The 23,817-nt window shown below is 66.1% G+C and carries 24 protein-coding genes and 1 pseudogene; 13 read left to right on the top strand and 12 right to left on the bottom strand.

The features are described 5' to 3' along the window. Window positions 1–363 precede the first annotated feature (363 nt). From GST15_RS04065 to GST15_RS04050, 4 genes and pseudogenes are all read left to right on the top strand, one after another. A complete protein-coding gene (locus GST15_RS04065; protein ID WP_159016441.1) occupies window positions 364–663 on the top strand; it encodes a YciI family protein in 300 nt (99 codons plus the stop codon). A gap of 26 nt (window positions 664–689) precedes the next feature. Continuing rightward, the gene (locus tag GST15_RS04060; protein ID WP_159016442.1) at window positions 690–941 is read left to right on the top strand and encodes a BolA family protein; all 252 of its coding nucleotides are present in this window, start codon (window positions 690–692) and stop codon (window positions 939–941) included. Between the two features lie 137 nt (window positions 942–1,078). Next, window positions 1,079–2,089, top strand: a complete 1,011-nt coding sequence (locus GST15_RS04055) for a LacI family DNA-binding transcriptional regulator (RefSeq protein ID WP_159015962.1) — start codon at window positions 1,079–1,081, stop codon at window positions 2,087–2,089. Between the two features lie 183 nt (window positions 2,090–2,272). After that, window positions 2,273–2,389 (top strand): annotated as a pseudogene (locus GST15_RS04050) (sugar ABC transporter permease); the annotation flags it as partial. A gap of 71 nt (window positions 2,390–2,460) precedes the next feature. On the opposite strand, the gene GST15_RS04045 reads toward GST15_RS04050, so the two are convergent. Both GST15_RS04045 and GST15_RS04040 read right to left on the bottom strand, forming a co-directional pair. After that, window positions 2,461–3,270, bottom strand: coding sequence for a ferredoxin--NADP reductase (locus GST15_RS04045; protein ID WP_159015961.1), 810 nt, complete (start codon window positions 3,268–3,270; stop codon window positions 2,461–2,463). Window positions 3,271–3,418: 148 nt separating this feature from the next. Then, window positions 3,419–5,092, bottom strand: coding sequence for an ABC1 kinase family protein (locus GST15_RS04040; protein ID WP_233263043.1), 1,674 nt, complete (start codon window positions 5,090–5,092; stop codon window positions 3,419–3,421). A 91-nt stretch (window positions 5,093–5,183) separates the two neighbouring features. On the opposite strand from GST15_RS04040, the gene GST15_RS04035 reads away from it, so the two are divergent. Beyond that, the gene (locus tag GST15_RS04035; RefSeq protein WP_233263042.1) at window positions 5,184–5,768 is read left to right on the top strand and encodes a DUF488 domain-containing protein; all 585 of its coding nucleotides are present in this window, start codon (window positions 5,184–5,186) and stop codon (window positions 5,766–5,768) included. 50 nt (window positions 5,769–5,818) lie between these two features. On the opposite strand, the gene GST15_RS04030 is transcribed toward GST15_RS04035, so the two are convergent. The 3 genes from GST15_RS04030 to GST15_RS04020 form a co-directional block, all read right to left on the bottom strand. Beyond that, a complete protein-coding gene (locus tag GST15_RS04030) occupies window positions 5,819–6,988 on the bottom strand; it encodes a PQQ-dependent sugar dehydrogenase (protein ID WP_199268708.1) in 1,170 nt (389 codons plus the stop codon). A gap of 10 nt (window positions 6,989–6,998) precedes the next feature. After that, entirely contained in the window at window positions 6,999–7,709 is a 711-nt protein-coding gene (locus GST15_RS04025) for a BON domain-containing protein (protein ID WP_159015959.1), read from the bottom strand. 90 nt (window positions 7,710–7,799) lie between these two features. Continuing rightward, window positions 7,800–9,668: an ABC transporter ATP-binding protein gene (locus tag GST15_RS04020; RefSeq protein WP_159015958.1), complete on the bottom strand. Its 1,869-nt coding sequence runs from the start codon at window positions 9,666–9,668 to the stop codon at window positions 7,800–7,802. A gap of 108 nt (window positions 9,669–9,776) precedes the next feature. On the opposite strand from GST15_RS04020, the gene GST15_RS04015 reads away from it, so the two are divergent. Together GST15_RS04015 and GST15_RS04010 are read left to right on the top strand one after the other, a co-directional pair. Beyond that, the gene (locus tag GST15_RS04015) at window positions 9,777–10,013 is read left to right on the top strand and encodes a heavy metal transporter (RefSeq protein WP_159015957.1); all 237 of its coding nucleotides are present in this window, start codon (window positions 9,777–9,779) and stop codon (window positions 10,011–10,013) included. 108 nt (window positions 10,014–10,121) lie between these two features. Next, entirely contained in the window at window positions 10,122–11,642 is a 1,521-nt protein-coding gene (locus tag GST15_RS04010) for a fumarate hydratase (RefSeq protein WP_159016438.1), read from the top strand. A gap of 3 nt (window positions 11,643–11,645) precedes the next feature. Here GST15_RS04010 and GST15_RS04005 read toward each other — a convergent pair whose 3' ends face one another. The 5 genes from GST15_RS04005 to GST15_RS03985 form a co-directional block, all read right to left on the bottom strand. Then, entirely contained in the window at window positions 11,646–13,040 is a 1,395-nt protein-coding gene (locus tag GST15_RS04005) for a mechanosensitive ion channel family protein (protein WP_159015956.1), read from the bottom strand. Window positions 13,041–13,110: 70 nt separating this feature from the next. Further along, window positions 13,111–14,376: a phospholipase D-like domain-containing protein gene (locus GST15_RS04000; RefSeq protein WP_199268707.1), complete on the bottom strand. Its 1,266-nt coding sequence runs from the start codon at window positions 14,374–14,376 to the stop codon at window positions 13,111–13,113. A 74-nt stretch (window positions 14,377–14,450) separates the two neighbouring features. Beyond that, the gene (locus tag GST15_RS03995; RefSeq protein ID WP_425482191.1) at window positions 14,451–14,957 is read right to left on the bottom strand and encodes a DUF456 domain-containing protein; all 507 of its coding nucleotides are present in this window, start codon (window positions 14,955–14,957) and stop codon (window positions 14,451–14,453) included. Between the two features lie 124 nt (window positions 14,958–15,081). Beyond that, window positions 15,082–15,564: a glycine zipper 2TM domain-containing protein gene (locus GST15_RS03990; RefSeq protein ID WP_159015954.1), complete on the bottom strand. Its 483-nt coding sequence runs from the start codon at window positions 15,562–15,564 to the stop codon at window positions 15,082–15,084. Between the two features lie 152 nt (window positions 15,565–15,716). Beyond that, window positions 15,717–16,133 (bottom strand): cytochrome c, encoded by a 417-nt coding sequence (locus tag GST15_RS03985; protein ID WP_159015953.1) that lies wholly within the window; start codon window positions 16,131–16,133, stop codon window positions 15,717–15,719. Between the two features lie 77 nt (window positions 16,134–16,210). Here GST15_RS03985 and GST15_RS03980 point away from each other — a divergent pair, with 77 nt between their 5' ends. After that, window positions 16,211–16,999 carry a tRNA threonylcarbamoyladenosine dehydratase gene (locus tag GST15_RS03980; protein ID WP_159015952.1) on the top strand — a complete coding sequence of 263 codons (789 nt, stop codon included), beginning with the start codon at window positions 16,211–16,213 and terminating at the stop codon, window positions 16,997–16,999. A 17-nt stretch (window positions 17,000–17,016) separates the two neighbouring features. Here GST15_RS03980 and GST15_RS03975 read toward each other — a convergent pair whose 3' ends face one another. Both GST15_RS03975 and GST15_RS03970 read right to left on the bottom strand, forming a co-directional pair. Beyond that, on the bottom strand, window positions 17,017–17,790 hold the full coding sequence (locus GST15_RS03975; RefSeq protein WP_159015951.1) for a TatD family hydrolase: 774 nt from the start codon (window positions 17,788–17,790) through the stop codon (window positions 17,017–17,019). Continuing rightward, window positions 17,774–18,007 (bottom strand): DUF6116 family protein, encoded by a 234-nt coding sequence (locus GST15_RS03970; protein WP_159015950.1) that lies wholly within the window; start codon window positions 18,005–18,007, stop codon window positions 17,774–17,776. Before GST15_RS03970 ends, GST15_RS03975 begins: the two co-directional genes overlap by 17 nt. Before the next feature lie 167 nt (window positions 18,008–18,174). Here GST15_RS03970 and GST15_RS03965 point away from each other — a divergent pair, with 167 nt between their 5' ends. From GST15_RS03965 to GST15_RS03945, 5 genes are all read left to right on the top strand, one after another. Further along, on the top strand, window positions 18,175–18,990 hold the full coding sequence (locus GST15_RS03965; RefSeq protein ID WP_159015949.1) for a glycine zipper 2TM domain-containing protein: 816 nt from the start codon (window positions 18,175–18,177) through the stop codon (window positions 18,988–18,990). 122 nt (window positions 18,991–19,112) lie between these two features. Beyond that, window positions 19,113–20,276 (top strand): acyl-CoA dehydrogenase family protein, encoded by a 1,164-nt coding sequence (locus GST15_RS03960; protein WP_159015948.1) that lies wholly within the window; start codon window positions 19,113–19,115, stop codon window positions 20,274–20,276. A gap of 17 nt (window positions 20,277–20,293) precedes the next feature. Next, the gene (locus tag GST15_RS03955) at window positions 20,294–20,842 is read left to right on the top strand and encodes a GNAT family N-acetyltransferase (RefSeq protein ID WP_159015947.1); all 549 of its coding nucleotides are present in this window, start codon (window positions 20,294–20,296) and stop codon (window positions 20,840–20,842) included. Then, the gene (locus GST15_RS03950) at window positions 20,839–21,477 is read left to right on the top strand and encodes a glutathione S-transferase family protein (protein ID WP_233263041.1); all 639 of its coding nucleotides are present in this window, start codon (window positions 20,839–20,841) and stop codon (window positions 21,475–21,477) included. Before GST15_RS03955 ends, GST15_RS03950 begins: the two co-directional genes overlap by 4 nt. A 40-nt stretch (window positions 21,478–21,517) precedes the next feature. Next, window positions 21,518–23,803, top strand: a complete 2,286-nt coding sequence (locus GST15_RS03945) for a thiamine pyrophosphate-dependent enzyme (RefSeq protein WP_159015945.1) — start codon at window positions 21,518–21,520, stop codon at window positions 23,801–23,803. Window positions 23,804–23,817: the final 14 nt, after the last annotated feature.

Genomic DNA, 23,817 nt, shown 5'->3' with positions numbered 1-23,817 from the left:
GTGGCCGTTCAGGCCACGCGGTGTCGCTGGAGCGCGCGCTGGTCGGCGCGGCCGTGGAAGTTCACTTGCGTGGCGTCGGGCAGGACGTCGCGGAATCGTATCCCCGACGCAATGCACCCCGACAGGGAGCGACAAATCGATCGAAGGTGTCGTCGTGGGCCGGCGGTTCGCGGCGGCCTGTATGACGGCCTGGATACATCACCCCGGAACTTCGACCGACTGGCCGTTGCGATCCGGCCCCGGGCAATGGGCGAAGGGTACGGGGTGGGCGGCAAGGTGTCCAGCGAGCCTGCTGTGTCGCTTCAGGCGGGGTGCTGCATCGTTGGCCGCTACAATCCGGCAGCCCCCGGCGGAGAACAATGCATGTGGTACGCGATCGAAGGCTTCGACGGCCCGGATGTGCTGGAGCACCGCATCAAGGCGCGCCCCGACCATGTGGCGCGGCTGGAGGCCCTGCGCGATGCCGGACGCCTCCTGCTGGCCGGGCCTTGCCCGGCGATCGACGCCGAGGATCCGGGACCGGCCGGTTACAGCGGCAGCATCGTCATCGCCGAATTCGCGTCCATCGAGGATGCGCGGGCGTGGGCGGACGCCGATCCGTATGTCGCGGCCGGGGTGTATCACAAGGTCGAGGTGCGACCGTTCCGCAGGACCCTGCCGTGAGCATCAACGCATCGCGCATCGAGCGCATGCACGGCTTGCTGGTGGCGGCCTTCGCGCCGGACGCCATCGAGATCGTCGACGACAGCCACAGACACGCGGGCCATGCCGGCGCGCGTGACGGGCGCGGACATTTCAGCGTCGACATCGCCAGCGCCGTCTTCGCCGGCATGGCGCCACTGGCCAGGCATCGCGCCGTGTACCAGGCGCTGGGCGACATGATGACGACGGATATCCACGCCCTGTCCATCCATGCGCGGGCTCCCGGAGAGGTGCGCTAGGCGCGGCATCGGGGTTGCTCGAAAAATGCGGCACCGCAGCATGAAATCAGTGCTCCAACACCGCGTAACGATTGCTTTACACGTTTCGATGAAAACGTTTACAGTCGGCCAACTTACCCGCAATCCGCGAGGATGCGATGGGCGACGCGGTCACCATCAAGGACGTTGCGAAACGGGCGAATGTCTCCGTCGCAACGGTCTCGCGTGCGCTCAATGGCCACGTCAACGTGGCCGATGCGGTTCGACGGCGTGTCGTCAGCATCGCCGACGAGCTGCGTTATACGCCGCACCATGCCGCGCGCAGCCTCAGCAGCCGACGCACCCAGACTGTCGGCGTGGTACTCCCCGACCTGCATGGTGAATTCTTCTCCGAGCTGATGCGTGGCATCGACGGTGTCGCCCGCGAGCGCGGCCTGCACCTGCTCGTGTCCAGTTACCACGGACATCCGGAAGAACAGGTGGCGGCCTTGCGGGCGATGCGCGGGCGGGTCGATGGCCTGCTCGTCATGTCGCCCTATGTCGCCAGCGCGGACCAGCTTGGCGAGCACCTCGCTTCGGGGCTTCCTTCCGTATTGATGAATTCGCACACATCGACGCCGGGGTGCCGGGCGTTGAGCGTGGACAACCACGGCGGCGCACGGGCCATGGTTCGCCACCTGGTTGGATGCGGTTATCGCCGCATTGCTTTCATCGCGGGCCCGCAGGACAACTTCGAAGCCCACGAACGGTTGCGCGGTTATCGCGATGCGCTTGCCGAAGCCGGGCACGACGCGCAGCCGTGGGTGGTCGATGGCGACTTCAGCGAAGCGTCGGGACACCACGCCGGGCACCTGCTGCTGTCGCAATCCCCGCGCCCCGATGCGGTATTCGCGGCCAACGACATGATGGCCCTGGGTTGCCTGTTCGCATTCAACCAGGCTGGCGTGGACATCCCGGGCGACATCGCCCTTGCGGGCTTCGACGACATCCCGCTGGCCCGCTACGTGCATCCGGCGTTGACGACGATGCGCGTCAACATCCCGGACCTCGGGGCGCGGGCGATGCGTTTGCTGCTGGATGCGCCCGAGTCGGGCACACCCGTGCCGGAGCAGCTGGCCACCGAACTCATCGTGCGCGACTCCACCCGCGCGCGGTCCGACAGTTCCTGAGCGTTGATCCGATGTTGCGCAACCTTGCATGCCTGCTGATGTAACCGATTACACGCTGTCTGCCCTGGGAGGGGACGTCATGAAGCGCCATAACCATCTCGCACGCCGCTACAACCGCACACTGCTTTGCTGCGCATTGGCGAGTTGCTTCGTCCTCGGCGCCACGGCTACGTACGCCCAGTCGCGTATTTCGCGCCGGTGGTGACGACCGTCGTCGCCGTTGCCGTGATCTGGCGTTACCTGTTCCACACCAGATACGGCCTGGTGAACTGGGGATTCTCCAGGCGGTCCAGGCTGCCGCGATCAAGCTCCTTGGCCTCTGCGAAAAGCTCGCGGCTATAAGCTGCCCCTACATAAGGCCAGCAGGCCCGCTACTTCTCGACGAACGCGCGCTCGTAGACGTAATGCCCGGGCACGCCAATGCGCGGTGCGGCGCTGAAACCCCGCGCGTCAAGCAACGCGCGGAAGTCGCCCAGCATCTGCGGACCGCCGCAGATCATCGCGCGGTCGTGCTCGGCATCCAGCGACGGCAGCCCGAGATCCGCCGCGATGCGCCCGCTGGCCAGCAGGTCGGTCAGCCGTCCGCGCTGGTTGCGTCCGTCGAACACGAAGTCCTCGCGCGTCACCGCCGGGTAGTACTTCAGCTTGGCCGCGATCTGTTCGCCGAGGAATTCATGCCGTGGCAGTTCGTTGACGATGTAATCGCGATACGCGAGATCGCGGGCGTTGCGCACGCCATGGGTCAGCACGACGGTGTCGAAGCGCTCGTAGGTCTCCGGATCCTTGATCACCGCCAGCCATGGCGCGAAACCGGTGCCGGTGCCGAGCAGGTACAGCGTGCGTCCCGGATGCAGGTCGTGGATCAGCAGCGTCCCGGTCGGCTTGCGGCCGAGCAGCAACGTGTCGCCGGGCTGGATGTGCTGCAGTCGCGAGGTCAACGGGCCGTTGGGCACCTTGATGCTGAAGAACTCCAGCTGCTCCTCCCAGTTGGCGCTGGCGATGGAATACGCGCGCAGCAGCGGTTTCAGCGTGCCGTCTGGCTGCGCGACCTGCAGGCCGATCATGACGAACTGCCCGTTGTCGAAACGGAAGCCGTCATCGCGGGTGGTGGTGAAACTGAAGTAGTCGTCCGTCCAGTGACGGACGTCCAGCACGGTTTCGGTGCCGAAGGCGGAGGACATGCGGAAGGCTTGCAGCGTCAGGAAGCGCGCATTTTAGCGCGACGGATGCGGATCACGGCGGGTCCTCGCCGGCAATGCACACGGGGCCAGCGACTCGCCCGGTATTCGTCTGCCCGGCCTGAAGGCAGGCGTGCCCGCCAAAACCACGTCAGCGCGGCCCACGTTCTTCATGTGGCTTGGCCTTGTGGTCGCCGAACAGCGCGCTGAGCACGATCGTGATGCCGAGCGCCGCGCCGATGACGAACAACACCATCGCGATGGCTGGATAGCCGAACAGCCTGGTTGGCGTGTCGATGCGCATCATCATCGCCGAGGCCACGATCAATGCCGCGGTCACCAGCCCCGCGGAAATCCGGTTGGCGATCTTGTGCAGGCTCTCCATGAGGTGGGATTCCTCCAGGCCGGCCATGCGGACCTGCAGCTTGTTCTCGGCCAGCAGCGAGAGGATGTCGGACACCTTGCGTGGCGACTCGCGCAGCAGCGCCTGCACCTCGATCAGTTCGCTTGCGATGTTGGACGGCGACAGCGATTTCTTCAGCCGTTCGCGCATCACGTGTTCCAGGTGGCGTTCGACGATGCCCTTGACGTCCATGTCCGGATCGAGCGCGTGCGCGACCTGCTCCAGGTTGAGCATGGTCTTGCCCAGCAGGCTGAGCTCCGGCGGGGTGCGCAGGCCGCAGGCCGTCGCCACGCGCACCAGTTCGAGCATCAGGCGGCCTTCGGACATCGATTGCGAGCCATGCGCCGCATAGCGCGCCACCATCTGTCCGATTTCGCGCAGGAAGCGCTCTTCGTCGAAATCCCCCAGCCGCGTTCCCATCGCGATCGCTTCGTTGGCGACTTCCTCGCCACGGCCGTCGACGGCGGCGAACAGCAGCTTCAACAGGCGCTCGCGCTGCTTGGGCGGGACATGCGCGACCATGCCCAGGTCGAACAGCGCCAGCCGTCCGTCGTCGGTGACCAGCAGGTTGCCCGGATGCGGATCGGCGTGGATCTCGCCATGCACGAACATCTGGTCCAGGTAGCCGCGCATCAGTGCCGAGGCGAGGTGGTCGAGTTGCTGTTCGGTCCGCCGCACGCCGGACAGCGCCGTCACCTTGGTGCCGGTGACCAGTTCCATGGTGAGCACCCGTGACGCGGTGAAATCCCACACGGGCTTGGGGACGAACAGTTCCGGATAGCCCTTGAAGTGGTCGCCGAATCGCTCGAGGTTTTCGCCCTCGGCCTTGTAGTCGAGCTCGGCGACGAGGGCCTTGCCGAATTCGTGCACCCAGTCCGAGAAGCGGATGCGCCTGCCAAGGTCGGTCATGCGGTCCGCGTGGCCAGCCAGGCGGGTCAGCGCATCAAGATCCACCCGGATCGCTTCGGCCACGCCCGGACGCTGCACCTTGACCGCGACCGCGCGGCCGTCGCGCAAGGTGGCGCGATGCACCTGCGCGAGCGATGCGCCACCGATCGGCACTTCGTCGAACGTGGCGAACGCGCGGTTGAGCCGCACCCCGAGGGCTTCCTCGATCACGGGACGGATGTTCTCGAATGGCTCTGGCTCCACGTCGTCCTGCATCCGCTCCAGCGCGGCCAGGTACGGCGGCGGGACCATGTCGGGCCGTGTCGACAGGGCCTGGCCGATCTTGATGAAGGCAGGACCGAGCGCTTCGAGGTCGCTGACGAATTGCTCCGGCTTTCCCTCTTCGCCAACGGCGCCGTCGGCGGGCAGGGTGGCGGCATCCAGGTCGAGCCCGGTGAAGACGCCGGCGCTGCGATATTTGAGCAGGAACTGGAGGATCTGCGAGGTGCGCGCAAGGCTGCTGGAATCGTTCATGGTCGCCTGTTGCCGGATGGCTCGGGAAGACCTCCAGCCTAGATGCCGGTCCGTCAAGGCCGCTTCATGCATGTCGCCGCAGGATGAAGCGATGATTCAGCCAATGTCCGCCGAGGCGCCCGCCACCGAGTCCGACGGCGTGCTGTGGACCATCGGCCATTCGACGCGCGACTGGGACGTTTTCGTCGACATGCTGCGCGAGGCGTCGATCGCCTGCGTGGTGGATGTGCGTCGATTCGCCGGTTCCCGTCGCAATCCGCAGTTTTCCCCCGTCGCCATGGCCGCTGCGTTGCAGGAGACGGGCATCGCCTACCTGCCGATGCCGGAGTTCGGAGGACGACGCATGCCGCGACCCGATTCACCGAACGATGCCTGGCGCGTGGCCGCGTTCCGCGGTTACGCCGATTACATGGCCACGGAGGAATTCCAGCTGGCGCGCGAGCGGTTGATGCGCGAAGCCGCCGACACGCGATGCGCGGTGATGTGCGCCGAGGCGCTCTGGTGGCGTTGCCATCGGCGGCTGATCGCCGATGACTTCGTCGCGCGCGGATGGCAGGTCGTGCACCTCATGGCACCGGGAAAACAGCAATCGCATCCGCTCAATCCGGCTGCCCGGATGCACGACGGCGTGCTGCGTTATCCCGCGGCCGACGATGCGCAACCGGCGCTGTTCTGAGCTGTCGTCAGGCTGGATCCGGATCGGTCCTGCGTGCGCCGGGCATGGGCTCAGCGCCCGGTCATCGGCGGTTGCAGTCGGATCAGGTGACCGTCGTCCTCGTCCGTCAGCACATACACGCTGCCGTCCGCGCCGACGCGCACATCGCGGATGCGCGCGCCCAGGTCGTCCAGCAATCGCTCCTCGGAGACGATGCGATCGCCTTCGAGCGTCAACCGGATGAGGTTGCGATCCGCGAGCGCGCCCAGGAACAGGCTGTTGTTCCAGCGCGATCCGGGATGTCCGGTGTAGAACGCCATGCCGCTCAGTCCCGGGGATTTTTTCCACACGTGATAAGGCGGCTCCATGCCGGGCGCCTGCGTGCCAACGGTTTCGGCGTAGGGCCGGTTGGTGGAGTAGTCCATGCCGTTGCTGATGATCGGCCAGCCGTAGTTGCGTCCCGGCTGCGGCAGGTTGATTTCATCGCCGCCGCGCGGGCCGTGCTCGCTTTCCCACAAGCGGCCACTGCGCGGGTCGATCGCGAGGCCCTGCATGTTGCGGTGGCCGTAGCTCCAGATTTCAGGTCGCGCGCCGGCGTGGCCGACAAATGGATTGTCGGGCGGGATGCTGCCGTCCAGGTTCAGCCGCACCAGTTTTCCCTGCAGCATGTCCAGCTGCTGCGCACGCATCCGGTCGAAACGCTCGCCCTGGCTGATGAAGACATGACCCTTGCCGTCGAAGGCAATCCGCGATCCGAAATGATTCGGCCCGACCAGCTTTGGCTCCTGGCGATAGATGACGCGCACGTCGCGCAATGCCTTGTCGCCCAGTGTCGCCATAGCCACGGCCGTGCCCGCGCTGTCGCCGGGGCCCGGTTCGGCAAAGCTCAGGTAGATGCGTTGGCTGCTCGCGAAGTCCGGTGCAAGCGCCACGTCCAGCAGCCCGCCCTGGCCCTGCGCCCAGACCACCGGCACGCCCGCGATGGGTGGCGACATGGTTCCGTCCGCGGCGATGCGTCGCAGGCGACCGACACGCTCGGTCACGATGAATCCACCTTGCGGCAGCAGGGCCACCGACCATGGATGGTCGAGTCCGCGGGCGATCACGGTGTCGCCAGTCGACGCCGCCGCAGCGGTTGGCTTGCCGCCAACCGTGGCAGGCGCGTCCACGGGATTCGCATTGCAGGCGCACATTGCCAGCGCCAGGATGGCTGCAAGCGTGCCGGCGGCTGGACGCATCATCGTGAGGGCCTCAGGTCGCTGGCCAGTTCGAATCCCTGCTCGGGTTGTCGTACACCTGGTCGGGGCGTGCGGAACTGGAGAACCCGCTTCCCAGTTGGTCCTGTCCGCTGCGGACGGACTGTCCCGGGAGACCCGCCGATGCCGAACCATCATCCACGCGGATGCGGTTGTGCACGTCGCGTACGCCAAGGGCATCGGCGACGATGTCTTCGGCACGATGCTTCATCGACCGATGCGGCACGTTGCCGGTCAGCGTGACCACGCCGCCCTCGACCATCACCAGGATCTCGCGCGCGTCGACGTGTTCGTCGTGGGTGAGGCGGCTGACGACATCGTCGACGATGCGATCGTCCGGGCGCACGTATCCGCCCGGTCCGTGTCCGCGATGACCGCCGATGCCCAGCGACGGCCGGCTTTCGCGCGCGTGTCCGGAGAATTCCGCCCCGCCGCGGGCCTGGCCGCTCTGTGCGTGGCGCCCTTGGCTTTCGCCGAAACGGCCCTGATGCGTCGTGCTGAAGTCGCCGTAACCGCCCTGGCCGGGATAGCCGTAGGTGTGGGCTTCGTCGGACCGGTCTGGGCCCCATCCACGATTGGTAAGCGACGGAAGGCCGTCGTAGAGCGATTCGTCTTCGCGCTCGCCGGCGTAGTGCGGCGGCTTGACCGAATGCTGGCCTGGATGCGGTTGTCGCCCGGCTTCCGGGCCTTGGTTGCGGTGTCGCATCGCATTCTCCTGGGGCGTCGGCGCATGCCGGCAATCCGAGGCTAGGCGCAGCCGCGTTACCGGTGCGACAAGACCCGATGGGAGCCGTGTTCATCGATAACCGGCGGCCTGCAACTCGAACAGTTCCGCGTAGCGTCCGCCCTGGGCAAGCAGTTGCTCGTGGGTTCCCGAGGCTTCCAGCCGGCCTTCGGCGAGCACGAGGATGCGGTCGGCCATGCGCACGCTGGAGAAACGATGCGAGATCAGCACCGCCGTGCGCCCGATGGAGAGTTCCTTGAAGCGCTGGAACACCTCGAACTCGCTGCGTGCGTCCAGCGCGGCGGTCGGTTCGTCGAGGATCATCACCTGCGCATCGCGCATGTAGGCGCGCGCGATCGCGATCTTCTGCCACTGTCCGCCTGACAGGTCGACGCCGGTCTTGAAGCGACGACCGATCAACTGGTCGTAGCCCTGCGGCAGCGCGTCGATGACCTCATCGGCCATCGATCGTCGCGCCGCTTCGCGGATGCGTACCGGATCGCCCATGGCGTCGATCTGCCCCACGCCGATGTTCTCACCGGCGCTGAGGTGATAGCGCACGAAGTCCTGGAAGATCACGCCGATGTTGGCGCGCAGGTCCTCCAGGTCGTAGTCGCGCAGGTCGCGCCCGTCGAGCAGGATGCGGCCCTCGTCCGGGTCATAGAGCCGTGCCAGCAACTTCACCAGGGTGGTCTTGCCGGCTCCGTTCTCGCCGACCAGCGCCAGCACTTCGCCGGCGCGCAGTTCGAACGCGAGTCCACGCAATGCCCAGCGCTCCGCGTCCGGATAACGGAAACCGACGTTCTCGAACGTGAATCCCCTCGCGATCGGGCGCGGGATCGCCAATGCGTCGGGACCGGAGGCGATTTCCGGCTGGATGTCGAAGAACGAGAACAGGTCGTCCAGGTACAGCGCCTGCCCCGCGACCTGTGAAAAGCCGATCAGCAGGCCCTCGAGCAACTGGCGAAGACGCCGGAAGCTGCCGGCCAGGAAGGTCAGGTCGCCGATCGAGAAATCGCCCTTGACCGTGCGCCACGCGATGTAGGCGTAGGCGATGTAGTAACCCAGCGTGCCGAGCGCGGCGAGCAACGTGCCCCAGATCGCGCGCTTGCGCGCCAGCAATTTGTTGGCGCGGAAGAAGCGGTCGGACAGCTCGCGGAAACGGGCGATGAAGAAGCGATTGAGGTTGAAGATCTTGACTTCTTTCGCGCTCTCCACGCTGGCGCCCATCTGGCGCAGGTATTCCAGTTGCCGGCGCTCCGGCGTCCACTGGAAATTGAGCGAGTAGTCCAGCGAGTTGAAATGCGCCTCGCCAATGAAGGCGGGCACCAGCGCGATCGCCAGCAGCAGGATCAACCACGGTGCATACACCAGCAGCCCGATCGCGAAGCCGATGACGGTGATCGTGTCCTGCACCTGGCCGAACAACTGGCTCATCAGGTTCATCCGGCCCATCGTCTGGCGGCGCGCGCGATCGAGCTTGTCCTGCAGGTCGGGATCCTCGAAATCCTCCAGGTCGAGCGTCGCGGCGTGTTCCATCAACCGCACGCTGGTGGCATTGGTGAACAGCTCCGACAGCAGGCCGTCGGCGTAACTCACCAGTCGCCCGAGCAGGTCGGACAGGATCGCCAGCCCGAACTCCAGCAGCAACAGTGTCCCGAGGTGATCGAGTTGCCCGCTGCTCCATGCCGCCGGCAGCGCGCCGAAACCCAGGCTGAGGCCCACCAGTCGCACGGCTTCATCGATGATCAGCTTGCCGACATACAGCGTGATGATCGGCAGCAGGGCCCGCACCAGGCGCAGGCCAAGGCTCACCAGCGTCAGCGGCTTGCTGGTCGCCCAGATCTGCCGCAGGAACGGCGGGATGTTGCGCAGCGCGCCCACGCGTTCGCGCAGGCTGGGCTGGTTGCGCGGACGGGCGACAGGCGGAGATACGGGCATCGGGACATTGTGCCTGTGGCCGCTGCATGACCCCGGTCAAGGCAGACGACTACCACCCGCTGCGAGGATGGGCCCGTGCGGTTGTCGCACCTGCGCAGGAGAGAAACCATGTTGTTCGATGTAGTCGGACTCGTCGACGAGCCGTCCGCCCTGGCCATCGCTTCGGTGATCCGCGGACTGGATCCGCAAGCCGAGGTCGCCACCGACGTGGACCGCGGCCGCCTGCTGGCCAACGGCCTTTTCAGCGAGAAACGCGTCACCGAAACACTGCGCGCCGCAGGCTATCCAACCAGCGTGGCCCCGCTGCATGCGGAAGGCACGACCTGCTGCGGGGGCTGCTCCTGACAACAGGGCCGTTGGGCCCGGACGCTAGAATGGCGGCCCCATTGCACCGTGAAGCCTTCCGTGAGCCATGTCCCCCAGGCGTCGGTCGCCGACGCCAAGCTACCGCGCGTGCCGGTCTCGATCCGGCAGGAAGACCTGATCCAGTCCGTCGCCGACGCGCTGCAATACATCAGCTATTACCACCCGGTCGATTACATCCGCAGCCTCGCCGCCGCCTACGAACGCGAACAATCTCCGGCGGCGAAGGACGCCATCGCGCAGATCCTGATCAATTCGCGGATGTGCGCCGAAGGCCATCGGCCGATCTGCCAGGACACCGGCATCGTCACCGTGTTCCTCACCATCGGCATGGACGTGCGCTGGGACGACGCGACCATGGGCGTCGAGGACATGGTCCACGAGGGCGTGCGCCGCGCCTACAACCATCCGGACAACAAGCTGCGCGCGTCGGTGCTCGCCGATCCCGCGGGCAAGCGCATCAATACGAAGGACAACACGCCTGGCGTGGTCAATGTCAAGGTCGTGCCGGGCAACACCGTGGACGTCATCGTCGCGGCCAAGGGCGGCGGCTCGGAGGCGAAATCGAAGTTCGCCATGCTCAATCCGTCCGACTCCATCGTCGACTGGGTGCTGAAGACGGTGCCGACCATGGGCGCCGGCTGGTGCCCGCCGGGCATGCTGGGCATCGGCATCGGCGGTACCGCCGAGAAGGCCATGCTGCTGGCGAAGGAAGCCCTCATGGAGCCGATCGACATCACCGACCTGCAGGCGCGTGGTGCATCCAGCCGGGCCGAGGAACTGCGGCTGGAGTTGTACGACAAGGTCAACGCGCTCGGCATCGGCGCGCAGGGCCTCGGCGGCCTGACCACAGTGCTGGACGTCAAGGTCAAGGATTACCCGACGCACGCGGCGAACCTGCCGGTCGCGCTGATCCCCAACTGCGCGGCGACGCGGCATGCGCATTTCACCCTCGATGGCAGCGGCCCGGTGATGCTCGACCCGCCATCGCTGGCCGACTGGCCGCAGCTCACCTACGACGCGTCAAAGGGCCGGCGCGTCGACCTGGATACGATCACGCAACAGGACGTCGCCAGCTGGAAGCCCGGTGACGTGCTGCTGCTCAATGGCAGGCTGCTGACCGGCCGCGATGCCGCCCACAAGCGCATGGTGGAGATGCTGGATCGCGGCGAGCCATTGCCGGTCGACCTGCGCGGGCGCTTCATCTACTACGTCGGCCCGGTCGATCCGGTGCGCGATGAGGTTGTCGGGCCGGCCGGGCCGACCACCGCCACGCGCATGGACAAGTTCACCGGTCAGATCCTCGAGCAGACCGGTCTCATGGGCATGGTCGGCAAGGCCGAGCGCGGCCCGGTCGCGATCGAGGCAATCCGCAAGCACCAGTCGGCCTACCTGATGGCGGTCGGTGGGGCTGCTTATCTCGTGTCGAAGGCGATCAAGGCGGCGCGCGTCGTCGGTTTCGCCGATCTCGGGATGGAGGCGATCTACGAATTCACCGTGCAGGACATGCCGGTGACGGTCGCGGTCGATTCCACCGGCGAGTCCGTGCACGAGACCGGCCCGCGGGAATGGAAGGCGCGCATCGGCGGCATTCCCGTCGTGCTGGGCTGACGGTCAGGGCGTGCGCGCGGCGACGTCGCCGTCCGATGGACGCGTGGTGTCGTCGAGCAGGTTCTTCTGGTCGGTCGCCTGTTGCGCGGCCGCGAGTTGCGGATCGATGTCGTGGTTGACCGACGTGTCGCCCTGGTCGGCCGGTTCGGCTGCAGCCTTCCGCGCATGATCGATGCCGGACGGCGGGGCAGGGGCCGTGTAAACGTACTGGACGGAACGCGGTGCCTCGATGCCGGCCTTGGCGAACGCCGCCTTGACGGCGCGCAGGGCCTCGCTGCGCACCTTGCCGATGTCGCTGCTGCGCTGGTCCACCCAGCCGAAGAACTTCAGCGAGATCCCGGACGCGACGAAGTTCTCGGCGATCCACGACGGCGCGGGTTCGGACAGCACGCCATCGATGCGGGCGATCTCGGCGATGGCCAGCTGCTGCGATTCGCGGATCGATTCGGACGGATCGATCAGCAGGCTGAAGTCGAAGCGGCGTTTCGGGTTGACGCTGTAGTTGAGCACCACCGACTTGAACACCAGCGCATTGGGCAGCGACAGGTGGTTGCCGTCCATGGTCATGAGCAGGGTCGCACGCGATGTCAGCGCCACGACCTTGCCCTCGTACTTGTCGATGACCAGCTGGTCGCCCGGCGCGAACGGGCGGCGCAGGCTCAGCAGCACGCCTGCGATGTAGTTTTCGGCCACGTCGCGAAAGGCGAATCCCAGCGCCAGGCCGATCACGCCCGCCGAGCCGAGCACGGCGCCGACCAGCGCGGTTGCACCGAGCAGGTTCAAGGCCAGCAGGATGCCGCACAGCACGATGATCGATTGCAGGATGCGGCGGACGAGCCCGTCCATGTAGGGATTGTTGCTGTGTTGCTTGAGCCAGCGCACCGGCCGTCGTCCCACGACGTTGCCCAGCCACCATGCGAGCAGGACGATCGCAGCGGCGATCACCAGCAGCGGCGCCGCCGCCACGATGCGGATCACGCGTCCCTTGACCTGGTCGAGCGCCCGGTCGAAGCGTGTCTGCAGGCTGGCATCGAGCTGGATCGCGCTGGCGACATCGGTGACGCCGCGCACCTGTCGTGCCAGTGTCTGCGCCTGCGCGCGGTCGGTGTCTTCCGGCACCGTGCCGCCAAGCATGACCACGCCGCCCTGGACTTCGACGCTGACCTTGGACAGTGCGGTTTGCCGCAACAGGCGCGCCGCGACCGCCGACGCGATCCGGCTGTCATCGCGGGCGCCGGCACGCAATTCGCTGGCGACCTGTTGCGGGTTGGGCGCGGCCGCCGCATCCGGCGCGGTGTTCGCCGGCGTCCGGGGTTGCGCCATGCAGGCGCCACTGGCGAGGCAAAGGGCCAGCAGGCCCGCAGCCAGTCGGCGATTGATCATCTTCGTCGTTTCCATCGGCCCATGATGCAGCAAGGATCGTTGCCGCACGGTCGATGCGGCGGGACCGATGGTCCGGATCCGTGCTTTACAGCTGCGACTTCAAGGGGATCAGAAAGCGCTCGGCGAATTTTTCCTTCCATGGGCGATGCTTCCACTGCTGATAGGTGTATTGCTTCGTCGGCTTCAGGTCCTGCTCGAAGACCTCGGTCATGCGGTTGGCGAACCCGGCATCGTAGACATTGAGGCTGGCCTCGTCGTTGAGCTGGAAGGAGCGCAGGTCGAAGTTGGTCGAGCCCACCGATACCATCTGGTGGTCGACGATCAACATCTTGTTGTGGAACATCGTCGGCTCGTATTCGTACATTTCCACGCCAGCCAGCAGCAATGGGCCCCAGCCGGCCTTGGATGCGACGCGCGCTGCGTCGGAGTCGGTGTTCTCGCCCGGCATCAGGATGCGGATCTTCACCCCGCGGTGGCGCGCGGCGACGAGCGCCTTGGTGATCAGGTCGTCGGGGATGAAATAGGCAGCCGAGAGGTCGATCGAATGCTCGGCGGCGGCAATCACCATCAGGTACATCAGGTGCATGCTCTCGCTGCCGCCAACCGGCGAGCTGATGAACATGTGCGCATCCATCGTGCCCGCAGGCGCCAACGGCGGGAAATAATCGGCGCCATTGAGCAGTTGCCCGGTGGTCTTGATCCAGTTGTCGTTGAAGGCCGACTGCACCTGTCCCACGACAGGACCCTCGATGCGGAAATGCATGTCGCGCCAATGATCGGGATCCTGGGCGTGTCCCTGCCATGGATCGCCGATGCCGACGCCGCCGGTAAAGGCGATCCTGCCGTCGACCACCAGCAGCTTGCGGTGGGTCCGGTTGTTGATCCGGCCCAGCGTGTACCAGTGCAGCGGGCGATAGCGCTCCACGCGCACGCCGGCATCGGTCATGGCCTTGAGCAGGTCGGCGTCCATGCTGACGCTGCCGGCCCAGTCGATGGTGAGGTTGACCTTGACCCCATTGCGCGCGCGATCGATGAAGGCCGCGGCGAACTTCTTGCCGATATCGCCGGACCAGTAGATGTAGGTCTCGAAGGTGACGGTCTTCTGCGCGGATCCGATCGCTTGCAGCATCGCCGGGAAGATCTCGTCGCCGTTCTCCAGGTCGGTGATGCGGTTGCCGGGCAGGATCGCCGGACCGAGCAGCACGCCCATCTCGCGCCTGAACTGCGGATCGGAGACGCCGTAGCGATGTTCGATCTTGCGCTCGAGTTTCTTCTCCGGCGTGGCGAAGTTCATTGCCAGGACGGCGACCAGGATCGTCGCAAGCACTGTTATCACGATGGTCCAGATCACGTGTTTTCGACTCCATTCAAAAGACATCGACGGCCCCAGGCTTCCAGTTCAGTGTGTCGAATCAAGCCGCGGCTTCAATGAAACCACGCCCATGCAAACAGGCCCAGCATTGCCATGGCCAGCATCAGCTTCAACGCAATCCCAAGCGCGATCCCCATCCACGTGCCAAAGCCGACCCTGGTGGCCTGGCCCATGCCTGCAACATCCAGCTTGCGGCCATGCAGCAACTCGCCAGCCAGCGCGCCCACGAAGGGTCCGACGAACAAGCCGACCGGGCCAAGGAAAATCCCCGACAGCGTGCCGAGCACGGCGCCGATCAGTGCCAGCCGGCTGGCCCCCACGCGGCGCGCGCCCATTGCTGCGGCCCAGATGTCGACTCCCAGCGACAACAGCGTCAACACACCCAGGATCACCAGCGTTGTCGGGCCGACCTGCTCGAAGCCGCCTGCCCATGCCGCCAGCAACATGCCGGCGAAAACGAGCGGAAGCCCCGGAAGTGCCGGCAGCACCACGCCGGCGATGCCAACGAGGATCAGGATGGCCGCGACGACGTAATAGAGGGTCGATCCAGGCAATGTCATACCTCGCAAGCACTGTCGATCGGCATTCTTGCATTGCCGGGCTCGCCGGCGGCCGCACGGATGGTGGCGCAAGAAAAGGCCCGCATTGGCGGGCCTTCTCTCTCAATCAGTCGATCAGCAAATGTCAACGCAGCGAGGCGTGGCCATTTGCAACACTCACGTACGAACCTTCACGAATGTTGCCCAGGTCGCTCTGGGTGACGACCGTGGTGCGGCCATCGTTCATGCGCACGTAGATGTTGTAGGCGCCCTGTGCCTGCTGGCGATTCTGGATCGCATTGCCGGCGATCGCGCCAGCTACCGCACCAGCGGCCGTTGCGATGTTCTGGTTGCCCTTGCTGCCACCGGTATGGCCGGAGATTTCGTGGCCGGCGGCCGCGCCGACCAGGCCACCGAGGACCGCGCCGGTCGCGTTGGGAACATTGCTCGACGTGGTGGAGGCGACTTCGATGCGCGTGACGGTGCCGCAGTCGTAGCACGACGTGGAGGCCGGAGCCGAGCCATAGCCCGAGCCGTAAGCCGGGGCATAGCCCGGAGTGGTGGTGGCGCAGCCGGCAGCTGCCAGCGAAGCGAGCAATGCGGTGGCGCCGATCAGACGGATATTCATGAAGTCTCCTGGGTAAACCGTGGGAGGCAGGAGCACGCTGCTCCGAAACCTTGGGCCAACCTTAGGAGGCGATTTGTGAATAGCCGGTCAATCGATCGATTTCGCCGGTCGTGCGTCAGCCGGTGTTCACATGGCGATGCGTTGCCGCAAGCCTAGTTGCGGAAATCCTGGTGGCAGGACTTGCAGTCCTCGCCGATCTTCGCGAGTGCCGTGCCGACGCCAGCGCAATTGAGCGGCGGGCTCGCCAGTGCCGTGTCCAGCGTCGCGCGGAAGTCGCTGGCGTGCTTGGAGAATCGCGTGTCGTCGCGCAGGTCGGCAAATGCGGGCTGGATGTCGTTGGCCATCGTCCGCAGTGCCTGCAGGTGGGGCAGGGTGTCCGTCGCCGCACACCGGTTCTGGTCGACATCGGCCTTGAGCTGGGCCATGTGCCATTGCTGCACCTGCATCACGCTGCCCGGGAAGTGGTCCTGCCGCGCATCGAGCGCGCGCATGGCCATGACCGTTCCAACGATGCCCATCGCAAGGCCGATGAGGAAAAGAAACAGGTAACGCTGCGCGTTGCTTGCCATGGACGTTGGCCTCTTGCCCGGGTTGCCGGCGACGATACCACGCCGCGTTGCACCGCCGCCGTCGTTAAACTGTGGGCATGAGCGACCCCTGGGCTGAGCGGTTTTCCGGCGTCAATCGCCTGTATGGCAGCGATTCGGTGGCGCGTTTCCGCGGCAGCCGCATCGCCGTCGTGGGCCTTGGCGGAGTCGGCTCGTGGGCGGTGGAGGCGATGGCGCGCTCGGGCGTCGGCCATCTGTCGCTGATCGATGCCGACGACCTGTGCGTGTCCAACACCAATCGACAGCTGCCGGCCATTTCCGGCCAGTACGGACGCGGCAAGGCCGAGGCGATGGCCGAACGCTGCCGCGCGATCAATCCGCAGATCGAGGTCGAGGCGATCGCGAGCTTCCTCACGCCGACCAATCTGGATGCCTTGCTCGACCGGGGCTTCGACGTCGTGCTGGATGCCTGCGACAGCTTTCGCACCAAGGTCGAGGCCATTGCCTGGTGCAGGCGCCGCAAGCAGTCGATCATCACCGTCGGATCCGCTGGCGGCCGCACCGATCCCACGCAGGTGCGGGTGCGCGACCTGTCCCGGACCGAGCACGATGCGATGCTGTCGCTGGTGCGCAGGAAGCTGCGCGGGGAATTCAATTTCCCGAAGAACGCGACTCGTTACTTCGGGGTGTCGGCGGTGTATTCGCTCGAGAACGTCAAGTATCCGCAGCCCGATGGCAGCGTGTGCGGCGTGCGACCGAAGGGTGTCAGCGGCGATGCGGCGCTGAAGCTCGATTGCGGTGGTGGACTGGGCGCAGCCACGCATGTCACTGGCGCGTTCGCGTTTGCCGCGGTCGGCAGGTTGCTGGAACTGCTGCTGAAAAAGTGACCCAGGCTTCGACGCGGCTACTGCTGCGCCGGCAAGCGGAACAGGCGTTCGGCGTTGATGGTCGTCGCGGCAGCGACGTGCGCCGGATCCTCTCCCCGCAACCGCGCAATGGTTTCCAGCACGTCGACCAGGCGCGATGGCTCGTTGCGCTGCCCTTTGTGGCCGCTGTCCGGCTGGTCGGGCGCGTCGGTTTCCAGCAGCAGGTATTCGATCGGCATCGTTGCCGCCAGCTTGCGTAGCCGGGTGGCACGCTCGTATGTCACCGGGCCGCCAAGTCCCACCAGGAAACCCAACTGCCAGAGTTGACGGGCCTGCTGGACGCTTCCCGAAAAACTATGGACCACGCCGCGGATGCCGCCGGCCTTGCGGATCGCTGCGATCACGGCGTCCACGGCGCGGCGGGCGTGAACGATCACCGGAATGTCGAATTCGCGAGCCAGCAGCAGTTGCGGTTCGAAATACGCCAGCTGCTCGTCCACGCGCGGGTCGTCGATGAAGAAGTCCAGGCCGCATTCGCCGATGGCGAGCGGATGCTCGCGTTCGATCCAGGCGCGCAGCTCGTCGATGTGTTGTGGGCGGTGCGATCCAAGCACGATCGGATGCAGGCCGTAGGCGGGAAACAGACCTGGGTCGGCCGTGCAGGTCTCGCGTAATCGCGGCCAGCCCGCCGCATCGATCGCCGGCACGATCTGGCGGGTGACGCCCGCTGCGCGCGCGCGCGCGACGACGTCCGCCCGGTCGTGGTCGAACGCGTCGACGTCCAGGTGACAGTGGCTATCGATCAGCTGCATTGCGTCCATTGCGCGCGGCATTGCCGGTGGTCGTCGCATCGCGGTCCTTCCACCGCGCCAGCAGGAGTGTCCCCAGGCCGAGCAGGATGTCGTCCCAGGGAACGAAGTTGGGAATCATCAGATCGACCACGAACAGCCCGGCGATGACCAGGAAGAGCTTGGGATAACGCAATCGCGCCAGCCATCGCAGCAGCGGGACGTGCAGGAGGTTCGCCATGGTTGGCTCCGTTCGTGATTGAAGGGGACGCTAGCACGGCCGCAATCAACGGTCAGATGCAGCCCACGGCGCGGTCCTCGGGGCTTGATCGGCCCCCGTTCAGGCGCGTGATGTTGCAATCGCCTCGACACAACACAAGCACGGGTCCACCCGTCGCAGGAGCAACCATGAAGAACAACACCCTCGCAATCGCCCTGGCCTCATTGCTGGTCGGCGGCGTGGCAGTGGCTGCTTTCCAGAACAGCCGCAACAGCCACCCTGCCTTCACCACGGCTGCCGACCCCGCCGCGCAGGCGAGCCTTGCTGCTGGCGACGCACCTGTGAATAACCTGTCGGTGGCCGATGCCGGACGCGTGCAGTATGCGCAGGTCATCAACGTGAAGCCGCTGACCGAGAAGCAGAAGCTCTATGCGCAGGTGATCGGCACCGATCCGGTGCGCGAGACCAGCACCACATCGACTCCGCGCGAAGTCTGCCACGACGTCGTCGTGCAGGAGCAGGCGCCGCGACGTGACCCGCGCAATATCGGCGGCACCGTCGCCGGTGCGGTGATCGGCGGCCTGCTCGGCAACCAGGTGGGCGGTGGCACCGGCAAGAAGCTGGCTACGGTCGGCGGAGCGGTGGGCGGCGGATTTGCCGGTCGTGCCATCGAGCAGCGCCATGCCGAAAACAAGGTCATCAGCCGTACCGAGCACCAGTGCCACACCGAGGCCTCGACGTCGCAGTCGTCGCGCGTCGTCGCCTACAACGTGACGTACCGCAACCCGGACGGCACCACCGGCACCATGCGGACCGGCAGCAAGCCCGGCAGCCGCATCGCGCTGGGCAGTGAGGACAAGACGATCGGCTACGACGTGACCTACAGCTACAACGGCCAGGAGAACACCGTGCGGATGGACCACAAGCCCGGCGACAGGCTGCCGGTGGTCGATGGGCAGGTCGTGACCCAGGTCGCCGCGGTGGATGGCGGCAAGAAGGGCTGAGCGACAGCCCGGGCAAACCCGAGGGGCCGGAGCGATCCGGCCCCTTTTTCATGGGGCCGGTGGGGGTGCCGCGCCGCAGCACGGGCCGATACAATGGTGGTTTCCTGTCGGTCCAACCTGCCATGGCCCTGCCTTTCAACGACCTGTACGACGTCCGCTCGCTGTTGTCGGAAGAGGAGTGCGCGGTGCAGGACACCGTCGCCCGCTTCACCAATGAGCGGGTGCTGCCGATCATCGGCGACGCATTCGACCAGGGACGTTTCCCGAAGGAGCTGGTTCCGGAGATCGCCGAACTGGGCCTGCTGGGCTCGTCCCTGCCCGAGCAGTACGGCGGCCACGGCCTCAATGCGGTCAGCTACGGCCTGATCTGCCAGGAACTCGAACGCGGCGACAGCGGCATCCGCTCCTTCGTCAGCGTGCAGTCCTCGCTGTGCATGTATCCGATCTATGCCTACGGTACCGAGGAGCAGCGCATGCGCTGGCTGCCGGACATGGCCGCCGGCAAGGTGATCGGCTGCTTCGGCCTGACCGAGCCGCACGGTGGTTCGGATCCGGCCAACATGAAGACCACCGCCCGCAAGGACGGTGGCGACTGGGTCCTCAACGGTTCCAAGATGTGGATCACCAACGGCAACGTCGCTGATATCGCGATCGTCTGGGCACAGACGGACGACGGCATCCAGGGCTTCGTCGTCGAGAAGGGCATGGCCGGTTTCGCCGCCCAGGAAATCAAGCACAAGATGAGCCTGCGGGCGTCGGTGACGTCGTCGTTGTTCTTCGACAACGTGCGCGTGCCCGAGGCCAACCGGCTGCCCAACGTCAAGGGCCTCAAGGGGCCGCTGGGATGCCTGACACAGGCCCGCTACGGCATCACCTGGGGCCCGATCGGCGCGGCGATCGCCTGCCTGGACGAGGCGCTGAACTATTCGAAGGAGCGCATCCTGTTCGAGCGCCCCGTTGCGGCCACGCAGTCGGCGCAACTCAAGCTCGCCGACATGGCGCGACGCATCACCATGGGCCAGTTGCTGGTGATCCAGCTGGGTCGCCTGAAGGACGCCGGCAGGATGGTGCCTGCGCAGGTCTCGCTGGCCAAATGGAACAACTGCCGCATGGCCATCGACATCGCGCGACAGTGTCGCGACCTGCTGGGCGGCGCCGGCATCACCACCGAGCATTGCGCCATCCGGCATGCGCTCAACCTGGAATCGGTCATCACCTACGAGGGCACCGAGACCGTGCACCAGCTCGTGATCGGCCGTGAACTGACCGGCATCAGCGCATTCTGATCGAAGGAGACTGGGCGATGGTCGACGGACCCACGCTGGAAACCGAGCGCCTGATCCTGCGCCTGCCGCGGATCGAGGATTTCGAGCGCTACGCCGAGATGTTCGCCCACGAAGGGACGTCGCACATCGGCGGCCCGATGGTGCGGGGCGATGCGTGGCGGCGATTCCTGCAGATGCCGGGCGCCTGGGCGTTGCAGGGCTTCGCCATGTTCTCGCTGGTCGAGAAATCCAGTGGCCAGTGGGTTGGCCATGCAGGTCCCTGGCAGCCTGACGGCTGGCCGGGCACGGAGGTGGGTTACGCGCTGCATCCCGATGCATGGGGCAAGGGCTATGCGACCGAAGCCTGTGCCGCGTCCATGGACTGGGCCTTCGACCATTTGGGCTGGACCGACGTGATCCATACGATCTCGCCGGCCAATGCCGCCTCGCAAGCGGTGGCCGCGCGATTGGGTTCGCGCAACCGTGGTCCGGTCAAGCTTGCACCGCCGCTGGATTCGCACGCGGTCGAACTGTGGGGCCAGACCCGGGAGGAATGGCGCGCCCGCAGGGCGCGGCCGTCCGCATGATCATCGTGTATGGGTTCTCGGCGTCCGGCAATTGCCACAAGCTGCGATTGCTGCTCGAGCAGCTTGGTCGCGAATACCGCTGGGTCGAGGTCGACAGCAGTCGTGGCGAAACCCGTACGCTGGACTTCCTGGCGAAGAATCCCAACGGCCGCGTGCCGCTGATCGAGCTCGAAGACGGCCGCGTCATGGCCGAGTCCAACGCCATCCTGTTCTGGCTCGCCGAAGGCACGCCATACCTGCCGGAAGACAGCTGGCAGCGCGCGCAGGCCTTGAGCTGGATGTTCTTCGAGCAATACAGCCACGAGCCCTACGTCGCGGTGGCGCGTTTCATCCGCGGATGGACGCCGCTCGATTCACCGCGGCGCGGCAACCTGCCGGAACTGCAACAGCGCGGCCACCAGGCCCTGGCCGTGATGGAGCGACACCTGTCGGCTGCCGCATGGTTCAGCGGCCCTGACTACGGGATCGCCGACATCGCGCTGTTCGGCTACACCGACGTCGCCGGCGAAGGCGGCTTCGATCTTTCAGCCTATCCGGCCGTGCGGGACTGGCTGGCCCGCGTCCGGGCGACGCCCGGTTTCATTGCCATGCCGGCACCCTCGGCCGACGTCGCCGCCCGGTTCGCGCAATCCTGAGAATCATTTGAGCGCTGCCGATGGCAGGGCGGAGTATTCGATGTCCGTAACACCGGTTGCCATTCCACCACGCATGCGCGGCGTCAATCGCGCGGAAATCTGCGACGTCAACTTCCAGGAATTCGTCCGCGATTGGCGCGGGCAGGCCGATGCGAAGCCATCGGCGGACGAATCCATCCTGGAAGGCAGCGAGCTCGATGCCCGCGGATTCCGCGAGCTGTTCGAATCCCAGCTGATCAGCCGCCACCTGGATCTGATGGCGCGCGTGCTGCGCGTGCAGAACAAGGTCTTCTACACGATCGGCTCCAGTGGCCATGAAGGCAACGCGATGGTGGCGCGGCTGACCCGCCACACCGATCCGGCCTTCCTGCACTATCGCAGCGGCGGATTCATGGCCGAGCGCTTCCGCAAGCTGCCGGGCATGGATCCGATCACCGACTCGGCGCTGTCGTTCGCGGCGAGCAAGGACGATCCGGCCTCTGGTGGCCGCCACAAGGTCTGGGGCAGCAAGCCGCTGTGGGTGCTGCCGCAGACGTCGACCATCGCATCGCACCTGCCCAAGGCATTCGGAACCGCGGTCGCGATCGAACAGGCGCGCCGCATGGGTTGCGGCCTGCCGATCCCGGACGACAGCATCGCCATCTGCTCCTTCGGCGATGCATCGAGCAACCACGCGACGGCGCAGACGGCGTTCAACGCCGCTGCATGGACGGCCTACCAGAAGCTGCCCGCACCGGTCCTGTTCGTGTGCGAGGACAACGGCATCGGCATTTCGGTCAAGACGCCGACCGACTGGATCGCGCGCAATTTCCGCAACCGCGCCGACCTGGATTATTTCCTTGCCGACGGGCTGGACCTCGCCGAAGGCTATGGCCAGGTGCGCGCGGCGGTCGAACATTGCCGTCGTTCGCGACGCCCGACATTCCTGCACCTGCGTACCACGCGGATCATGGGTCACGCCGGAACCGACTTCGAGATCGAATGGCGCTCGATCGAGGAGCTGTGCGCCGTGGAGGCCAGCGATCCGCTGTTGCGCAGTGCCGGGATCGCACTCGAATCCGGCCTCATGTCGAAGGACGAAATCCTTGCGTTGTACGAGGACACGCGGAAACGCTGCTTCGCCGCGGCCGAGGATGCCGACCGCCGTCCGCGCCTGACGTCCCTGCAGGACGTGATGGCCCCGCTGGCGCCATACACGCCGCAGGCGGTGAACGCGGAGGCGAGGCGCAGCGATTACGCGGACAGGCGTGTTGCGGTCTTTGGCGACGATGCGCGGTTGCCGGAGAAGCAGGCGCCGAAACACCTGGCGATCCAGATCAACAACGCGCTGCACGACCTGTTCGCCAAGTATCCCGAGGCGCTGCTGTTCGGCGAGGACGTGGCGCAGAAAGGCGGCGTGTATACGGTCACCAAGGGCCTGCACAAGGCATTCGGCAACCGTCGCGTCTTCAACACGCTGCTGGATGAAACGATCATCCTGGGTCTTGCCCAGGGTTACGCCAACATGGGCCTGTTGCCGTTTCCCGAGATCCAGTACCTGGCGTATTTCCACAACGCCTGCGACCAGATCCGTGGCGAGGCGGCAAGCCTGCAGTTCTTCAGCAACGACCAGTATCGCAATCCGATGGTGTTGCGCATCGCGTCGCTGGGCTACCAGCGCGGGTTCGGTGGGCATTTCCACAACGACAACTCGATCACGGCCCTGCGCGATATCCCAGGCCTCGTGGTCGGTTGCGCCTCGCGCGGCGACGATGCCGCGATGATGCTGCGCACGCTGGCCGCACTGGCCAAGGTGGACGGTCGCGTGTGTGCCTTCCTCGAACCGATCGCCCTGTACATGGCGAAGGACCTGCATGAAGCCGGCGATGGCGGATGGCTCACGACCTATCCCGCCCCGGACCAGGCGCTGGTGCTGGGCGACGAGCGTGTCTACAACCCCGATGCGACGGATTGCCTGATCGTCAGCTTCGGCAACGGCGTTCCCATGAGCCTGCGCGCCGCACGGACCATCGAGCAGCAACTTGGCTGGAAGGTTCGCGTCGTCGACCTGCGCTGGCTCGTGCCGCTCAACGAGGCGGCGATCGCGAAGCACGCTGCCCAGTGCGACCGGATCATCGTGGTGGACGAAGGTCGCCATAGTGCCGGCGTCGGCGAGGGCGTGATCACGGCGATCACCGAGGGCGGATCCGGGGCAAAGCCGCTCAAGCGCGTGGTCGGCGCCGATACGTTCACCCCGCTTGCTGGCGCTGCGTTCCTGGTGATTCCGTCGGAAGAGGAAATCGTCGCCGCGGCGCAAAGCCTCGCCGGGGCAGGCAAGCGCAAGTGACCGCAGGCCGGTCA

This window comes from Cognatiluteimonas profundi, from assembly GCF_009792795.1.
Classification (GTDB): Bacteria; Pseudomonadota; Gammaproteobacteria; order Xanthomonadales; family Xanthomonadaceae; genus Cognatiluteimonas; species Cognatiluteimonas profundi.
This window is presented reverse-complemented; position numbering and strand designations above follow the sequence as displayed.

Excerpts from the sequence above, each read along its gene's own strand:
- GST15_RS03990 (WP_159015954.1), bottom strand. The coding sequence starts at position 15,564 with ATGAATATCCGTCTGATCGGCGCCACCGCATTGCTCGCTTCGCTGGCA.
- GST15_RS04035 (WP_233263042.1), top strand. The coding sequence starts at position 5,184 with ATGATTCAGCCAATGTCCGCCGAGGCGCCCGCCACCGAGTCCGACGGC.
- GST15_RS03970 (WP_159015950.1), bottom strand. The coding sequence starts at position 18,007 with ATGGCGAACCTCCTGCACGTCCCGCTGCTGCGATGGCTGGCGCGATTG.
- GST15_RS03975 (WP_159015951.1), bottom strand. The coding sequence starts at position 17,790 with ATGCAGCTGATCGATAGCCACTGTCACCTGGACGTCGACGCGTTCGAC.
- GST15_RS04055 (WP_159015962.1), top strand. The coding sequence starts at position 1,079 with ATGGGCGACGCGGTCACCATCAAGGACGTTGCGAAACGGGCGAATGTC.
- GST15_RS04040 (WP_233263043.1), bottom strand. The coding sequence starts at position 5,092 with ATGAACGATTCCAGCAGCCTTGCGCGCACCTCGCAGATCCTCCAGTTC.
- GST15_RS04020 (WP_159015958.1), bottom strand. The coding sequence starts at position 9,668 with ATGCCCGTATCTCCGCCTGTCGCCCGTCCGCGCAACCAGCCCAGCCTG.
- GST15_RS03985 (WP_159015953.1), bottom strand. The coding sequence starts at position 16,133 with ATGGCAAGCAACGCGCAGCGTTACCTGTTTCTTTTCCTCATCGGCCTT.
- GST15_RS04045 (WP_159015961.1), bottom strand. The coding sequence starts at position 3,270 with ATGTCCTCCGCCTTCGGCACCGAAACCGTGCTGGACGTCCGTCACTGG.
- GST15_RS04005 (WP_159015956.1), bottom strand. The coding sequence starts at position 13,040 with ATGGAAACGACGAAGATGATCAATCGCCGACTGGCTGCGGGCCTGCTG.
- GST15_RS03980 (WP_159015952.1), top strand. The coding sequence starts at position 16,211 with ATGAGCGACCCCTGGGCTGAGCGGTTTTCCGGCGTCAATCGCCTGTAT.
- GST15_RS03945 (WP_159015945.1), top strand. The coding sequence starts at position 21,518 with ATGTCCGTAACACCGGTTGCCATTCCACCACGCATGCGCGGCGTCAAT.
- GST15_RS03965 (WP_159015949.1), top strand. The coding sequence starts at position 18,175 with ATGAAGAACAACACCCTCGCAATCGCCCTGGCCTCATTGCTGGTCGGC.
- GST15_RS04065 (WP_159016441.1), top strand. The coding sequence starts at position 364 with ATGTGGTACGCGATCGAAGGCTTCGACGGCCCGGATGTGCTGGAGCAC.
- GST15_RS04060 (WP_159016442.1), top strand. The coding sequence starts at position 690 with ATGCACGGCTTGCTGGTGGCGGCCTTCGCGCCGGACGCCATCGAGATC.
- GST15_RS03995 (WP_425482191.1), bottom strand. The coding sequence starts at position 14,957 with ATGACATTGCCTGGATCGACCCTCTATTACGTCGTCGCGGCCATCCTG.
- GST15_RS03950 (WP_233263041.1), top strand. The coding sequence starts at position 20,839 with ATGATCATCGTGTATGGGTTCTCGGCGTCCGGCAATTGCCACAAGCTG.
- GST15_RS03960 (WP_159015948.1), top strand. The coding sequence starts at position 19,113 with ATGGCCCTGCCTTTCAACGACCTGTACGACGTCCGCTCGCTGTTGTCG.
- GST15_RS04025 (WP_159015959.1), bottom strand. The coding sequence starts at position 7,709 with ATGCGACACCGCAACCAAGGCCCGGAAGCCGGGCGACAACCGCATCCA.
- GST15_RS03955 (WP_159015947.1), top strand. The coding sequence starts at position 20,294 with ATGGTCGACGGACCCACGCTGGAAACCGAGCGCCTGATCCTGCGCCTG.
- GST15_RS04015 (WP_159015957.1), top strand. The coding sequence starts at position 9,777 with ATGTTGTTCGATGTAGTCGGACTCGTCGACGAGCCGTCCGCCCTGGCC.
- GST15_RS04030 (WP_199268708.1), bottom strand. The coding sequence starts at position 6,988 with ATGATGCGTCCAGCCGCCGGCACGCTTGCAGCCATCCTGGCGCTGGCA.